Genomic DNA, 14851 nt, shown 5'->3' on the forward strand with positions numbered 1-14851 from the left:
GTCGGGTATCCCGGTGTTGCGTCCATATTGTGCAGTGATCAACCGACCGGCGAGTGGCTCAGCGCAGTTGCGAGGACTTCGCGATGTTGTGGGCGATGGTGCCGAGGCGGGTGAGGCGGGCGTCGCCGAGCGGGGTGAGTTTGCCGCCGAGACGATTGGTGACGAAGGCCAGGGAGAGGCCGGTTTCGGGATCGGCGAAGGCGCCGGAGCCGCCGAGGCCGAAGTGGCCGAAGGCGGAGATCGGGTCGGCCTTGGAGGGTTTCATCGGGACGCCGTGGAAGCCCATGGCCCAGGGGATGCGGAACGCCAGGACGTAGTCGGGGGTGAAGACCTGGCGCGCGGCGAAGCGGGGGATCGAGCCGGGGGAGAGGATGCGGGTGCCGTCGAGTTCGCCGCCGTTGGCCAGGGCGGCATACACGCGGGCGAGCGCGCGGGCGGAGAAGACACCGTTCACGCCGGGCATCACCGAATCGTGGACGCGCTCATCGACGATCAGGTCGGCGAACCCGCGCGGGGTGGTCTCCGCGGCGGCGGCGAAACGGGTACGGGTGAGCAGATCGGAGCCGGTGTCCCAGTCCATGCCCGCGGCGCGCAGGCGCGGGAAGGTGGTGGCGATGCGGTGGCGCTGATCGTGCGGCACCCGGAACCAGAGTTCTTCGGCATCGAGAGGTTCGGCCAGTTCGGTGCGCACCACATCGACGAATGCGCGGCCGGTCACCCGCGCGACGATCTCGGCGGCCAAGTGCCCGTAGCTGATTCCGTGATAGCCGCTGGTGACCCGATGCCGCGGATCGGGAGTGGCGGCGGCCAGCGCGGCGGTGACGGCAGCGTCATCGAGGAAACTCTCGATCGGCCCGGGCAGCAGGCCACGCAGCCGGTGCAGGCCGGCGCGGTGGGTGAGTACATCGCGCACGGTGATGGCGGCCTTGCCCGCCGCGGCGAACTCCGGCCAGTACTCGGCGACCGGGCTGTCGTAGTCGAGCTGTCCCCGATCGGCCAGCTGATGAATCACGGTGGAAGCCACGCCTTTTCCGGTGGAGAAGCCCAGCGCCACCGAGTCCGCCGTCCACGGCACACCAGGGCTCGCGTAGCCCGCCCACACATCGACGACGGGCTCGCCGTGCAGATACACGCACAGTGCGCCACCGCCGTGCGAGGGCTTGCGGAACAGATGGTCGAAGACGGTGACCAAGCGGACGAAACGGCGATCCACCGACTGCGCTGTCGAAACTCCCATCCTTCGAGCATGCCATCACACACTAGGGACCGGTCGGTACGGTGATCGTTTCCTAACTGTCACACCGAACACCGCGCACGCAATACGCGGTCCATAGCATGCTTGCATGCCCCCGAGACGACGATCGGCGCTGCTCGCAAGGCTTGTGGTCGATGAGCCAGGCCGACCGCAAGTGATTCTGGGCGAACTGCGCCGGGTGATCCTCGACGGTGCCGTACCGCCGTGCACCGTGATCCCGCTGCGCGAAGTCGCCGAGCTGTTCGGGGTGAGTCACATCCCGGTCCGTGAGGCGCTCAAGACGCTGATCGGGGAGGGCCTGGTCACCCACCGTCAGCAGCGGGGCTACCAGGTGGCCCAGCTCACCGCCCGTGAACTGCGCGAAATGTACATCGTGCGTGACACTTTGGAGACGGCATCACTCGCCGCGGCCGCGCTGCACGCCGACGAGGCCGAACGCGCGCACCTGCTCGCGGTGAACGACCTGCTCGAACGCGCCATCCTCGACGACGATCCCGAGTCGTACCAGCGTCAGTCCCGCAGCTTCCACGTGGCGCTGACGCGGCCGTCACGGATGTTCCGGCTGCTGTACATGCTCGAAGCCGCGTGGAATGTCACCGAGCCGGTGCAGTCGATGGTCCACATCGACCGACTCGACCGCGAGCGCCTGCACATCGACCACATCGCCATGCTCGACGCGTTCCTCGCCCGCGATGTCGACCGTCTGCTCGTCGCCGCCGAGGAACACCACCGCAGGCTGGAAACCGTGGTCGCGACCCTGCCGACCGATACCGGGCTGCTCGCGCCGGAAGATATATCTTCGGTGCAATAGGCGCGAAATTCCCGGGAAACCGCTGGGCAATTGCTGATACTTACCGTCAGTTCAGCAGATGTACCCTTTCGGACGGGAACGATCATGACCGACACCCTTACGTCCTCGGCGGTTCCCGCCGGTGAACCGCCCACGTACGACCCGCGGCTGACGAACGAGGATCTGGCGCCGCTGCGCAAGCAGAGCTGGGGCACTTACAATATCTTCGCGTTCTGGATGTCAGACGTGCACAGCGTCGGCGGATATGTCACGGCGGGAAGCCTTTTCGCCCTCGGACTGGCCAGTTGGCAAGTGCTCGCCGCACTGCTCATCGGCATCACCATCGTGTACTTCTTCTGCAATCTGGTGGCGAAACCCAGTCAGATGACCGGGGTGCCCTATCCGGTGATCTGCCGCAGTGCGTTCGGCGTGCTCGGCGCGAATATCCCCGCGATCATCCGCGGTCTGATCGCGGTGGCCTGGTACGGCATTCAGACTTTCCTCGCGTCGGCGGCGCTGGATGTCGTTCTGGTGAAACTGTTTCCGGGATTGGCACCCTACGCCGTCACCGCCGACTACGGGTTCCTCGGACTGTCGGCCCTGGGCTGGGGCAGCTTCCTGCTGCTGTGGGTGGTGCAGGCGTGCGTGTTCTGGCGCGGCATGGAATCGATCCGCAAGTTCATCGACTTCTGCGGTCCCGCCGTCTACGTCGTCATGTTCCTGCTCTGCGGCTACCTCATCGCGAAGGCGGGCTGGAGTGCCATCGATCTGAAACTCGGCGATGTGAAATACACCGGCTGGGCGTCGGTGCCGGTGATGCTCGGCGCGATCGCACTCGTCGTGTCGTATTTCTCGGGGCCGATGCTCAATTTCGGTGACTTCTCCCGATACGGCAAGAGCTTCGCCGCGGTGAAGAAAGGCAACTTTCTCGGGCTTCCGGTGAATTTCCTGGTCTTCTCGGTACTGGTGGTGGTCACCGCCTCCCTGACATTGCCGGTGTACGGCGAGCTCATCACCGATCCGGTCGCCACCGTCGCCGAGATCGATTCCACTTTCGCGATCGTGCTCGGCGCACTCACCTTCACCGTCGCCACCATCGGGATCAATATCGTCGCGAACTTCATCTCGCCGGCTTTCGATTTCTCGAATGTGAGTCCGCAGCGGATCAGCTGGCGGGCGGGCGGCATGATCGCGGCGGTCGGTTCGGTGCTGATCACGCCCTGGAATCTGTACAACAATCCTGACGTCATCCACTACACCCTCGAGGTTCTCGGAGCCTTCATCGGACCGCTGTTCGGGGTGCTGATCTGCGATTACTACTTGGTGCGCAAGCAGAAGGTGGTCGTCGACGATCTGTTCACGATGTCGGAGCAGGGGACGTATTACTACGCGAAGGGCTATCACCCGGCCGCGATCATCGCGACCGCGGTGGCCGCCGCGGTGGCGGTGTTCCCGGTGCTGGCCAACAGCCTGCCCGGCATGCACTCCGCCGCCCAATACAGCTGGTTCATCGGGTGCGGCATCGGCTTCGCCGTCTACTACCTGCTGACGGGCGCCGCGCGGGCGGCCGCTGCCGAGGAGGTCGGTGTCTGATGCGCATCCGGGTCGTCAACCCGAACACCACGCGGGCGATGACCGACACGATCGAGCAGTGTGCGCTGGCCGTCGCGGGCCGGGGCACACTGCTCGACGCGGTCACCTCCGAGATCGGGCCCGCTTCGATCGAGAGCCACTACGACGAGGCGATGAGCGTGCCGGGCCTGCTCGCCGCGATCCGGCAGGGCGAGGCCGACGGTGTGGACGGGTATGTCATCGCCTGCTTCGGTGATCCGGGCCTGGACGCCGCACGGGAACTGGCGGCGGGGCCGGTGATCGGGATCGCCGAGGCGGCCATGCACACCGCGAGTCATCTCGGCCGCGGATTCAGTGTCGTCACGACGCTCGGCCGCACCATCGGGCGAGCGGCCGATCTCGCGGAACACTATGGGATGCAACGGTTCTGCCGGGGCATCCACGCGTGCGAGATCCCGGTACTCGCCCTCGACACCGACCCGGACGCGCGCAAGATCGTCACCGAGGCGTGCCGGGTCGCCGTCGCGCAGGACGGGTCAGATGCTGTGGTGCTCGGGTGCGCCGGAATGGCGGAGCTGTGCGCGCACATTCGCGACGAGATCGGGGTGCCGGTGATCGACGGCGTCGCGGCGGCGACATTGACCGTGCAGTCGCTGCTGACGATGGGCCTGCGCAAGTCGGGTAGGGGAGAGTTCGCGACGCCGCCGCCGAAGACCTACGCGGGACTGCTGGAATCCTTCGGTTCGTGAATGCCGCTCAGACGCCGGCGGTCTCGGTGCTCAGCGCGTCTAGCACCGCGGTGAGATCGTCGACGTCGACGACCAGACGGGTGAAGTCCGGCCCGTCCAGGTCGATCCGCACGGCGCTGCCGCCGAAAGTGGTGTCCCAGAACTCTTTGCGGCCCTTGCCTCGGTAGACGCCCGCGGCGATCACGCCGGGGATGAAGGTGCCGGGCGCGCGGACCCACGGGGGCCGCAGGTCCACTTCGGCGGTGGCGATCTCGGTGATCGCGGCGCGGTCGATCACGACCTGCTGGCGCAGGGCGAGCAGGCGGTGCCCACCGAGCACATTGACCGTCACCGTGTCGTCGTTGATCTCGACCTCGACCATCGCTACCTCACTCGCCATCGTGCGGACCGTTCGATGTCCAGTTTCGCCGGGCGGCCTGGTCACGGACTGTGGTGAGCCTGTGAGTTCCCCAAGGAACTCAGAACCATCTACAAATATAGATATGCGCATCTAACCGGTTAATCGCCACGGGAGCACCCGAGACGAGAAAGAAAACAGGGACAGCCGGGTCAGCGCTCGTGTGCCTCGTCGGCGATCTCGAGCACCTGGGACAGCCACGGCGTGAACTTGCCGGGGTTCTCCGCCAGATCCGCACGCACCTCCTGCGGGGGGATCCACGCCCAGCGGGCGATCTCGGCCGGGTCCGGCCGCGGCGGCACATCGCCGACCACACCGATCAGGACGTGGTCGTACTCGTGCTCGACACGGCCGGTCTTCTCGTCGCCGGCGAGGTAGGTGAACACGCCGACCTTCGTGAGGTCGGCCGCCATCCCGAACTCCTCGCGTAACCGGATCGCGGCAGCCTCGACAACGCTTTGGCCCGGCAGCGGATGCCCACAGCAGGTGTTCGCCCACTGGAGCGGGAACCGGGTCTTCACTGCCGCGCGCTGCTGGAGCAGGACGTGTCCGTGCGAGTCGAACAGCAGCACGGAGAAGGCGCGGTGGAGCGTGCCCGGTGGCCGATGGGCATCGGCCACCGAGCACGCTCCGATCGCCGCGCCTGATTCGTCGACCAGCTCGACGAGCATGGTTTCGCGGTCGGTCGACGGGTCGGCGAGCTTATCGGTCACCTGGCCACCTTATCGGCGACGATCATCAGGTACTGGAAGCTGCCCTCGCGGTAGGCGGTGAGGAACGGCTGTTCGACGCCGGTGGCGAGCTCGGAATGGGTGCGCAACTCCCAGTACGGGATGGTGTCGGGCGTGAGGTCGACGACCGTGGTGGGGACAAGGCCGCTGTCGGACAGTGCGCGGAAGTACTCGCTGCGCGGATGGATCATGCAGCCGTAGTGCGCGTCGATCCAGCTGACCGAGGCGGATCGGCCGCCGGTGACATCGTTGGAGCAGCCGGTGATGCACACATAGCGCCCACCCGGTTCGAGCACGCGAGCGAATTCGTCGAAGAGATCGAAAAGGTCCACGTACATGGTGGTTTCGTTGGTCCAGATGGCCCGGGCCGACTCGTCGACGAAGCCGGTGTCGAGCATATTGCGGAAGTGGAACCCGACCCGTTCGGTCACGCCGCGGGCCTCGGCCTGATCGTTGGCGAAGCCGACCTGGTATTCGGAGATGCTCACGCCGTCGACGTGGCAGCCGAAGCGATCGGCGGCCATGAAACTGGTGCCGCCGCGGCCCGAGCCACCGTCGATCAGCCGGTCGTCGGGGGTGATGGCGCCGAGGTTGTCGAGCAGACAGTCGGCCTGGGCGGTCTCGAGGCGGTGTAGTTCGCGCACGATCCGTTCCTGCCGGGTCTTCTCCGGGCCGTCCAGTACCGACCAATCGGGTTCGCCGATGCCGTAGTGGTGGTGGTAGAGGCCGTCGACCTTGCCCAGTTCGGTATTGACCCGGTCGTCGTTGGGGTTGTTGTTCCAGTACGCGGCGACCGAACGCTGATAGGTGGTGCGCAGGACCGAGCGGTCGGGGGTGTTGACGATGGTCATCTGTCGTCCTCTCCTGGTGCGATGTCGTGGTAGCGGCGGCTGCCCGCGTGCCAGGCGCGGTTGCCGCCCATCCAGGCCCACAGCCCGGCCAGGAAGCGGCGCAGCTGGGGTGAGCCCGAGGCGGCGAGGGGGGCCGCCTCCCGTTCGAAGCGATGCATCAGTTCGTCGTGGATCTGGGCGGTGCGCAGCACGGCGTCGGCCCGGCTGCAGCCCTCCTCGGCGGCCAGGACCGTCGGCAGGTTGAACTCCCTGCCACCCGAAAGGTCCTCGCGCGCCATCGAATACAGGTCGTTCACCATCTGGGCGGCCAGCGCGGCGGTGGTGGTCACCCGCCGCACCGCCGGGTCGGCGTAGTCGGCGGCGGTGAGTTCGTAGCCGCCGACCGCGTCGATCGGTGCCATACACGGCAGGAAACTGTGTGGCTGCCGATTGGTCAGGTACTCCCAGACCGGTGGCATCCGGTCCGCGGTGCGCCAGCCCGCCTCGGCGCCGAGCGCGATGAACCACCCCGCGATCTCGGTGCGTAACCGGGCCAGCTGCGCCGGGCTCGCGTACCCCGCCAGGTGCGCGAACGAGGTGCGGAACGCGCGCAGGATCGGGTCGGCCTGCATGGCCTGTTCGAGCCTCGGCGCGTACCGCGCGGGGAGATGGGCCGGATCCATTGCGGCGGAGGCCAATTCGAGCCGTGGCCCGAGTTCCGCGGCGGCGCTGGACGGTGTTCCGTCGGGTGCGGTGTCGCCAGGGGCGTCCTCCTCGCAGTAGTAGTCGTCGACCGACCATTCCGCCACCGCGCAGCGAGCGACGGCCAGCAGCCGGTCGGGATCGTCGCAATCGGGATGGGCGAGCATGATCAACCGGCCGAAGTCGGCCTTGGCGAGCTCGTCGAGACGGCCTTCGTAGAGGCCGATCTCGGTGGCCCAGGCGAGCAGGCCCGCGTTGACGGCCTCGGCCAGCGCCGGGTCGTCACGCTCGGGAGGTGGGCAGTAGAGAGCGGGAATCGGCTGTTGCCCAGTGGAATTCGTCGTCTCCGCAGCGGGAGCGGCAGGAAGATCCTGTGCCGGGAACAATCGCAGGCCGGACGTGCCTATCCCGGTCGGTCCGCGAAGACGACGTGGCGTGACGGAGCCGGTGGGCGCACCGGGGGTGCGTCGGGGGAGCGTCGCGGTGCCGGAGAACAGGTCGGCCGGGGCGGCGGCGCCGTGCAGCAGGGCCGCCACCGCGACAGCCAGATCGCCTGCCGCGATGGGAGCGCCGACCCTGGTGAGGATGGACACGGTCCGCGCCGATCAGTCGGCGCGACGCGCGACGAGCACGTCGTCCAGCACGCCGAGCGCATCGGGAACGAGGACGGCCGCGGAGTAATAGCAGCTCACCAGGTACGACATGATCGACTGGTCGTCGATCTGCTTGAACCGGACGTTGAGGCTCGGCTCGTATTCGTCGGGAATGCCGGTCTGATGCAGTCCCACGACGCCCTGATCCTTCTCACCGATGCGCATCGCCATGATCGATGTGGTCTGGGTGTCGCTGACCGGGATCTTGCCGCACGGCAGCAGGGGCACGCCGCGCCAAGCGGGCACCCGGTGCCCCTGGTACTCCACGGGGTCGGGGTACAGACCGCGACGCGAACACTCGCGACCGAACGCGGCGATCGCTTTCGGATGTGCGAGAAAGAATTTGGTGCCGCGCCGCATGCTGAGCAGCTCGTCCATGTCGTCAGGGGTCGGCGCGCCGGATTCGGTGGTGATGCGCTGTTTGAGGTCGCAGTTGTGCAGCAGGCCGAACTCGGCATTGTTCACCAGGTCGTACTCGCGTCGCTCGTAGAGCGCCTCGACGGTGAGCCGCAACTGCTGGTCGACCTGGTTCATCGGATCGTTGAACAGGTCGGCGACGCGGGTGTGCACGCGCAGCACGCTCTGGGCCAGGCTGAGTTCGTATTCGCGGGGGCTGGCGTCGTAGTCGACGAAGGTGCCCTCGAGCAGCGGTTCGCCGGAGTGGCCGGAGGAGATCTCGATATCGGCTTCACCCTTGGAGTTCTGCAGCCGGCTCGACCGCTGGTCCGCTTCGGTGCGGATCTGATCCAGCTCCGGGTTCAGTTCGAGAAATTGCTCGAATTGTTGTCTCGGCAGGCAGAGAATGGTGGTCCTGGTTACCGTCTTGACCGTGTCCGGCCAGATCGCCGAAGGATCGGTGAGCATTTCCTCGCCGTAATAGTCGCCGCCGGACAGCAGGCCGAGTTTGGTCGACTCGCCGTATTGACCGGAGCCGAGCCGGGCGAGTTTTCCGTGCACGACGAGGATCACCTGATCCATCGGATTGCCGAATTCGGCGACGACCGATCCCGGATCGAGGTCGTATTGCACGAATTTGTCCGCGAGCGGGCGCAGGAGTTCGTCGTCGTCGATAGTGCGCAGCGGCGGAAGCTCACGGAGTTCCTGCGGAATCACCCTGGCCCGGGATCCGTCGACGACGAATTCCACCTCGCCGTTGCCGACGGTGTGGGTGAGCCTGCGGTTTACCCGGTAGATACCGCCCGCGACCTGCACCCATGGCAGGGCGCGTGAGAGCCAGCGCGAGCTGATGCCCTGCATCTGCGGTTCGGATTTGGTGGTATGTGTCAGTTTGTGCGCGGCCGTGGTACTCAGGCTCTTGCGCACGGAATTGTCTGTGGGCAACGGCATTTCGATGGTCATGGGATATGTCCTCACCTCGGGACGGAAATCGGCACGGCCGATCGACCTGTGTGGCGCGACAATGCGCGACAGGCTCGGGTGTGGGTCATGGTGCGAAGCGAATGGTCCTGCGCGGATAACCGGGCGTGTGAAACGGTGTTACACGAAATCTGATGCGTGTCAGTACGTTCCGGACGATAACGATGGTAGGCGGTTGCAGTGGCCGCGCGCCGGATATTCGGGAAAACATGGTGATGACCGGGAGAACCGTTGTGCGGGAGGCGATTGCGGACAGCTGGGTGTCCGGGAGTCGCCCGCGATGTGTTCTCTGTGCCGATGCTCGGACGCATCGCGGCGGCCACCTCTGCCCTGGGCTGCCGGTTCCCGGGCGATCTCGGCGTGACGACGAACCGTACGAGAGTTGTGACCTCAGTGTTATCGGCCGTTGAGCGGGGCATGTGATTCGAATCGCCGGAACATGCGGCCTGTCACAGCCGACACATAATGGAGGTCCGATGTGGCAAGCTCATATGAGCACATCGGGGTGTGTGAGGTGTGTCACTTTGAGCAGGTAGGGCCAGGTGGGAACGGTGGATATCAGTCCAAAAGGTGTGGTCGGTTCGGTGCAGCGGTTGCTGGCTACCGCGCAGAACGGGCTGGAGGTGATCCGCTTCGGCGGGTTGTCACACGATGTCGAGTCCTCGCCCTTCGAGGTCGTCGAGCGCCGACGCATGTACCGGCTGCGACATTACTTCCCCGACGATACGACGCCGGGGCGTCCGGTGGCGCTGCTGGTGCCACCGTTGATGGTGAACGCCGACATCTGGGACGTCAACGCGGCAGGCGGCGCGGTCGGCATTCTGCACGAGAGCGGAATCGACTGCTGGGTCATCGATTTCGGCTCACCCGCGACCGAGGAGGGCGGCTGGGAACGCGACCTGGCCGACCACGTGCTCGCGGTGAACTCCGCCATCGACACCGTCTGTGAGGCCACCGGCGCGCAGCTGCATGTGATGGGGTACTCCCAGGGCGGCATGTTCGCCTACCAGACCACTGCCTACCGCTACGGCAAGGGCGTGGCCTCCATCGTCACCTTCGGCAGCCCTGTCGACATAGTCAACGGGATGCCGTTCGGTCTGCCCTACGGTCTGGTTTCCGAAGTCGCCGATTTCCTCGCCGACCACGTGATGCACCGGCTGCCGATCACCGAATCGATGGTACGCATCGGCTTCCAGATGCTCGACCCGGTGAAGACCGCCAAGTCGCGCATCGACTTCCTGCTGCAATTGCACGATCGGGAAGCGCTGCTGCCCAAGGAACGTCAGCGCCGCTTCCTCAACAGCGATGGCTGGGTGGGGTATTCGGGTCCGGCAGTGGCCGATCTGCTCAAGCAGTTCGTCGCCCACAATCGAATGATGCTCGGCGGATTCGTGATTCGCGACCACCCGGTGTCGCTCGCTGAGCTCAAGTGCCCGATCCTGGCCTTCGTCGGCGAGGTGGACGACATCGGTCAGCCCGCCGCGGTGCGTGGCATCGTGCGGGCCGCCCCCAATGCCGAGGTGTACGAAGCGAGTTTGGTGGCAGGCCATTTCGGGCTCGTCGCCGGTTCGACGGCCACCAACCACACCTGGCCGATGGTGCGCGACTGGATCGCGTGGATGGACGGCAACGGCACCCTGCCCGAGCAGATCGTGCCCATGCAGGAACACGTCGCGAGCAACGCGCCGCGCACCGCCGCCACCCGGATGGTGCACACCGCCGCCGGCCTGGCCGAGGCGGGCGCGGGTGTCGGCAAGGCACTGGAAGGCATCGCGGGCAACACGATTCGCGGATCGCTCGAAATGGCGGGGGAGGCGGCGCGGGCACTGCCCCGGCTGACCAGGCTCGGGATGATCCAGCCGCACACCCGCATCTCGCTCGGCAAACTGCTCAGTGAGCACGCGAGCCGCGCACCGCAGAAGGACCTGGTCCTCTTCGACGACCGGGTGCACACCAATGCCGCCGTCGAGGAGCGCGTCGACAATGTCGTGCGCGGCCTGATCTCGGTCGGCATCCGCCCCGCCATGCGCGTCGGCATCATGATGGAGACGCGTCCGAGCGCCCTGGCCTCGGTCGCGGCGCTCTCGCGCATCGGCGCCGTCGCGGTGCTGCTGGCGCCGGGCGCCGAACTCGACCGGGCCATCGAGCTGACCGGCGTGCAGACGCTGATCGCCGATCCGGAGAACCTGCGCACCGCCGCCGCGACGGCCGCCAGGGTGCTGGTACTCGGCGGCGGCGACAGCCGTGCGCTCGCGGTGCCGACCAGCGATCGCGTGATCGACCTCGAGCAGATCGACCCGGCGAAGGTCCGGGTGCCCGCCTGGTACCGGCCGAACCCGGGCCTGGCGCGCGAACTCGCGTTCGTGCTCGTCCTCGGCTCCGGGGAGCGCCTGGAGGCGAAGTACATCACCAACCACCGCTGGGCCCTGTCGGCGTTCGGCACCGCGAGCGCGGCCGACCTCGACCGTCGTGACACGGTGTACTGCCTTGCGCCACTGCACCATTCGTCGGGGCTGCTGGTGAGCCTCGGCGGGGCGATCGCCGGCGGCAGCCGCATCGCGCTCGCTCGGCCGATGGACATGGATCCGGGCCGGTTCGCCGAAGAGGTGCACCGCTACGGCGTCACCGTCGTCACCTACACCTGGACGATGCTGCGCGACCTGCTCGACTCCCAGGTCTTTCCCGCAGGCCACAACCATCCGATCCGGCTGTTCATCGGTTCCGGTATGCCCGCTGGTCTGTGGCGGCGCACCATCGAACAGTTCGCCCCGGCCAGGGTGCTCGAGTTCTACGCCTCGATCGACGGCGACGTGGTGCTGGCGAATGTCACCGGCGCCAAGATCGGATCGAAGGGCAGGCCCGTTCCCGGCACCGCGCGGGTCGAACTGGTCGCCTACGACCCGGTCAGCGAGCAGATCCTCGTCGGCGACGACGGGTTCGCCCGCCGCTGCGCCGACAACGAACCCGGGCTGCTGCTCGGCAAGGCCGTCGACGGGGGCGACATCTCCGACGGTGGGCTGCGCGGTGTGTTCCGCGCCGGTGACGCCTGGTGGCCGACGGAGAACCTGTTCCGGCGTGACAGCGACGGTGACTACTGGTTGGTCGACCGTCGCGACACCGTGATCCGTGCCGTGCGCGGCCCCGTGTTCACCCAGCCGATCGTGGACGTGCTCAACGACATCACCCCGGTCGACATGGAGGTCGCGTTCGGGCTGAAGACCGCGGCAGGCGTGATCGCGGCGGCTGCCCTGAGCGTGCGTGACGGGTTCCGGATCGAACCGGGCGATGTCACCGAGGCGATGCGCGGGCTGGAGCCCGGCCAGCGCCCTGACCTGGTCTACGTCGTCGACGAGATCCCGCGCAGTTCCAGCTTCCGCCCCTCGGCCTCGGCGATCCAGGCCGCGGGTCTGCCCAAGGCTGGACCGGGTACCTGGATCTACAACCGGGAGACCGAAGCGTACGAAGTGCTCGGCAACGCCGCGGCGGCGACGCTGTTCGGCGGAAGCTGACCGCACAACGCGAAGGCCGCCCGGCAGAAACCGGGCGGCCTTTGTTCGATGGCGGCTACACCTGGTATTCGGTGACCGCGTCGACGACACGACCGAGCTGAGCCTCGCTCAGCAGCGGCCACAGCGGCAGGCGCACGATCGTCGCCGAGAAGTTCGCCGAGCGGGTGCACGGCACCGGGGTCCGGCCGTACTTGAGGCCCGCGGGGCTCGAATCCAGCGGAATGTAGTGGAACGGCGCGACGATGCCGCGTTCGGCGAGGTGGGCGATGATGCCGTCGCGGCTGTCCTCGCTGGGCATCCGCAGGTAGAACAGGTGCGCGGTGTGGCCCGCGTCGGCGGGCACCGTCATCGGGCGCACATCGTTGCGTGCCGCCCAGTCGGGCAGCGCGGCCGCGTAGGTGTCCCACACGCGGTGGCGGTTGGCCTGGATGGTGTCGAACTCGGCCAGCTGGGCGTCGAGCACGGCGGCGTTGAGCTCGCTGGGCAGGTAGCTGGAACCGATGTCCTGCCAGGAGTACTTGTCGACCTGGCCGCGCAGGAAGCGAGCGCGGTCGGTGCCCTTCTCCCGCATGATCTCGGCGCGACCCATCAGGATCTCGTCCGACAGCAGCAGCGCGCCGCCCTCACCGCAGTGCACGTTCTTCGTGTCGTGGAAACTCTGCGTGCCGAGGGTGCCGATCGTGCCGAGCTGCCTGCCCCGCCAGGTGCCGCCCAGACCGTGTGCGTTGTCCTCGATGATCGCCACGCCGTGCTGGGCGGCCAGCGCGAGCAGCGGCTCCATGTCGGCGGCGACACCGCCGTAGTGCATCACCACGATGGCCTTGGTGCGGTCGGTGATCGCGGCCGCCGCGGCGGCGGGGTCGATATTGCCGGTGGACTCGTCGATGTCGACGAACACGCAGGTGGAACCACGCAGGGCCATCGAGGTGGCCGCGGAGGTGAACGCGAAACTGGGGACGATCACCTCGTCGTCGGGACCCAGCTCCAGCAGCAGCGCGCCCAATTCGAGCGCGTGCGTGCAGGAGGTGGTGAGCAGCGCGTGATCGGCGCCGGTGATGGCTTTGATCTTCGCCGTCGCCGACTTGGTGAACTGACCGTCGCCGTGACTGTGATCGGAATCGAGCACGGTCATCAGATTGGGGCGTTCAGCGGCAGCGCGGAACGGCCTGCTGAAGATGATGCGGTCGCTCACGCGCGATGGCCCTTCTCCGTCGCGGCTGCCGGTACCGCGGCGTCGACTCGATGGTTCACGGCCGGCGCATGCATCGTATCCGGGCGCGGTGTCGGGGTCTGCACGGTGAGGTAGAGCGGCTTGCCGACCAGGATGTGCAGTGCGACACCGAGATACTCGGCGATCAGGCCGAGCGAGAACAGCATCGCGCCCGAGCACAGCAGCATCACGACGATGATCGACGCCCAGCCCTCGGGATCGTGGTTGTCCTGCGTCAACGCCTGCACGATCACCACCGCGGCCATGATCACCCCGGCCAGCGCGAGGGTGACCCCGAGCATGCTCACCAGTCGCAGGCCGCGAGTGCCGCTGCACAGCACCATTTTCCAGAACAGGGAGAACAGGCGGCGATAGTTGTAGCCGGACTCCTCGCGGCCTTCGGCGCGCAGCACCACCGGCACCGAGACCGTATTGCCGACGACCCAGGTGAGCGCCACGTCCAGGTACACGCCGTTGGCCGCGACCTCGGCGAGCTGGCGGCCGATGTCGCCGCGGATCAGCCGGAAGCTCTCGAAGCGCGTCGAATCCGGGAACGCGAACACCGTCGCGAGCACGATCTTGGCGCCGCGTGAGGTGAGATTGCGCAGGAAGCCGTGCGGGCGGGTATTGGACGGTTTCGAATAGACCAGGTCCGCGCGCGAGGCCAGCGCCGCGTCGAGGAAGTCCGCGATGAACGCGGGGTCGTGCTGACCGTCCTCGTCCATCGTGACGATCCAGTCGCCCTGTGCCGCCGCCATACCGGCGATCGTCGCCGCGTCCTGACCGAAGTTGCGGCTCAACCACACCGCGCGCACCTGCGGGAAGGACCCTTCCAGTTCCTGCAGGACGACATCGGAGCGGTCGGGGCCGTTGTCGTGCACGAGGATGATCTCCTCGACCGCGAACCGGGCGCCCGCCGCGGTCGTACTCGGGCCCGTCAGCCGGTCCAGCTCGGCGACCAGTGCCGCGATCGTGTCCTCGCCCCGATACACCGGGACGACCACCGATACCGAATGCACCGGGCTCGATCCGTTGCGATCGGGCGCGCCCGATCGCACGACAGTGTCGGGCCTGGA

12 protein-coding genes are annotated in these 14851 nt (G+C 67.2%); 4 read left to right on the forward strand and 8 right to left on the reverse strand.

Annotated features, from left to right (window positions below; translation table 11 throughout):
* Window positions 1-58: 58 nt before the first annotated feature.
* Complete coding sequence (locus tag ACFQ9R_RS27095) at window positions 59-1237, reverse strand: serine hydrolase domain-containing protein (protein ID WP_378994238.1); 1179 nt, start codon at window positions 1235-1237, stop codon at window positions 59-61.
* 106 nt (window positions 1238-1343) lie between these two features.
* On the opposite strand from ACFQ9R_RS27095, the gene ACFQ9R_RS27100 reads away from it, so the two are divergent.
* From ACFQ9R_RS27100 to ACFQ9R_RS27110, 3 genes are all read left to right on the forward strand, one after another.
* Complete coding sequence (locus tag ACFQ9R_RS27100; protein WP_378636910.1) at window positions 1344-2066, forward strand: GntR family transcriptional regulator; 723 nt, start codon at window positions 1344-1346, stop codon at window positions 2064-2066.
* A gap of 84 nt (window positions 2067-2150) precedes the next feature.
* Window positions 2151-3638, forward strand: coding sequence for an NCS1 family nucleobase:cation symporter-1 (locus tag ACFQ9R_RS27105; protein ID WP_378994241.1), 1488 nt, complete (start codon window positions 2151-2153; stop codon window positions 3636-3638).
* Complete coding sequence (locus ACFQ9R_RS27110) at window positions 3638-4366, forward strand: aspartate/glutamate racemase family protein (protein ID WP_378994243.1); 729 nt, start codon at window positions 3638-3640, stop codon at window positions 4364-4366. The genes ACFQ9R_RS27105 and ACFQ9R_RS27110 overlap by 1 nt, the downstream gene beginning before the upstream one ends.
* A 7-nt stretch (window positions 4367-4373) precedes the next feature.
* Here ACFQ9R_RS27110 and ACFQ9R_RS27115 read toward each other — a convergent pair whose 3' ends face one another.
* From ACFQ9R_RS27115 to ACFQ9R_RS27135, 5 genes are all read right to left on the reverse strand, one after another.
* The gene (locus ACFQ9R_RS27115) at window positions 4374-4745 is read right to left on the reverse strand and encodes a hypothetical protein (RefSeq protein WP_378994245.1); all 372 of its coding nucleotides are present in this window, start codon (window positions 4743-4745) and stop codon (window positions 4374-4376) included.
* A 170-nt stretch (window positions 4746-4915) separates the two neighbouring features.
* Complete coding sequence (idi, locus tag ACFQ9R_RS27120; protein WP_378994247.1) at window positions 4916-5476, reverse strand: isopentenyl-diphosphate Delta-isomerase; 561 nt, start codon at window positions 5474-5476, stop codon at window positions 4916-4918.
* The gene (locus ACFQ9R_RS27125) at window positions 5473-6345 is read right to left on the reverse strand and encodes a geranyl diphosphate 2-C-methyltransferase (RefSeq protein ID WP_378994249.1); all 873 of its coding nucleotides are present in this window, start codon (window positions 6343-6345) and stop codon (window positions 5473-5475) included. Before ACFQ9R_RS27125 ends, idi begins: the two co-directional genes overlap by 4 nt.
* Window positions 6342-7619, reverse strand: coding sequence for a family 2 encapsulin nanocompartment cargo protein terpene cyclase (locus ACFQ9R_RS27130; protein WP_378994251.1), 1278 nt, complete (start codon window positions 7617-7619; stop codon window positions 6342-6344). Before ACFQ9R_RS27130 ends, ACFQ9R_RS27125 begins: the two co-directional genes overlap by 4 nt.
* Window positions 7620-7631: 12 nt before the next feature.
* Window positions 7632-9038, reverse strand: coding sequence for a family 2B encapsulin nanocompartment shell protein (locus tag ACFQ9R_RS27135; protein WP_378994253.1), 1407 nt, complete (start codon window positions 9036-9038; stop codon window positions 7632-7634).
* Window positions 9039-9607: 569 nt separating this feature from the next.
* Here ACFQ9R_RS27135 and ACFQ9R_RS27140 point away from each other — a divergent pair.
* Entirely contained in the window at window positions 9608-12565 is a 2958-nt protein-coding gene (locus ACFQ9R_RS27140) for an AMP-binding protein (protein ID WP_378994255.1), read from the forward strand.
* Between the two features lie 55 nt (window positions 12566-12620).
* Here the strand turns inward: ACFQ9R_RS27140 and rffA are convergent, their stop codons facing one another.
* Together rffA and ACFQ9R_RS27150 are read right to left on the reverse strand one after the other, a co-directional pair.
* A complete protein-coding gene (gene rffA, locus ACFQ9R_RS27145) occupies window positions 12621-13757 on the reverse strand; it encodes a dTDP-4-amino-4,6-dideoxygalactose transaminase (protein WP_378994257.1) in 1137 nt (378 codons plus the stop codon).
* Window positions 13754-14794 carry a glycosyltransferase gene (locus tag ACFQ9R_RS27150; protein WP_378994259.1) on the reverse strand — a complete coding sequence of 347 codons (1041 nt, stop codon included), beginning with the start codon at window positions 14792-14794 and terminating at the stop codon, window positions 13754-13756. Before ACFQ9R_RS27150 ends, rffA begins: the two co-directional genes overlap by 4 nt.
* Window positions 14795-14851: the final 57 nt, after the last annotated feature.

This window comes from Nocardia sp. NPDC056541 (genome assembly GCF_042794235.1).
GTDB lineage: Bacteria > Actinomycetota > Actinomycetes > Mycobacteriales > Mycobacteriaceae > Nocardia.

Bases quoted from the DNA above. Each gene is read 5' to 3' on its own strand.
- ACFQ9R_RS27095 (WP_378994238.1), bottom strand. From the start codon at position 1,237: ATGGGAGTTTCGACAGCGCAGTCGGTGGATCGCCGTTTCGTCCGCTTG.
- ACFQ9R_RS27100 (WP_378636910.1), top strand. From the start codon at position 1,344: ATGCCCCCGAGACGACGATCGGCGCTGCTCGCAAGGCTTGTGGTCGAT.
- ACFQ9R_RS27105 (WP_378994241.1), top strand. From the start codon at position 2,151: ATGACCGACACCCTTACGTCCTCGGCGGTTCCCGCCGGTGAACCGCCC.
- ACFQ9R_RS27110 (WP_378994243.1), top strand. From the start codon at position 3,638: ATGCGCATCCGGGTCGTCAACCCGAACACCACGCGGGCGATGACCGAC.
- ACFQ9R_RS27115 (WP_378994245.1), bottom strand. From the start codon at position 4,745: ATGGCGAGTGAGGTAGCGATGGTCGAGGTCGAGATCAACGACGACACG.
- ACFQ9R_RS27125 (WP_378994249.1), bottom strand. From the start codon at position 6,345: ATGACCATCGTCAACACCCCCGACCGCTCGGTCCTGCGCACCACCTAT.
- ACFQ9R_RS27135 (WP_378994253.1), bottom strand. From the start codon at position 9,038: ATGACCATCGAAATGCCGTTGCCCACAGACAATTCCGTGCGCAAGAGC.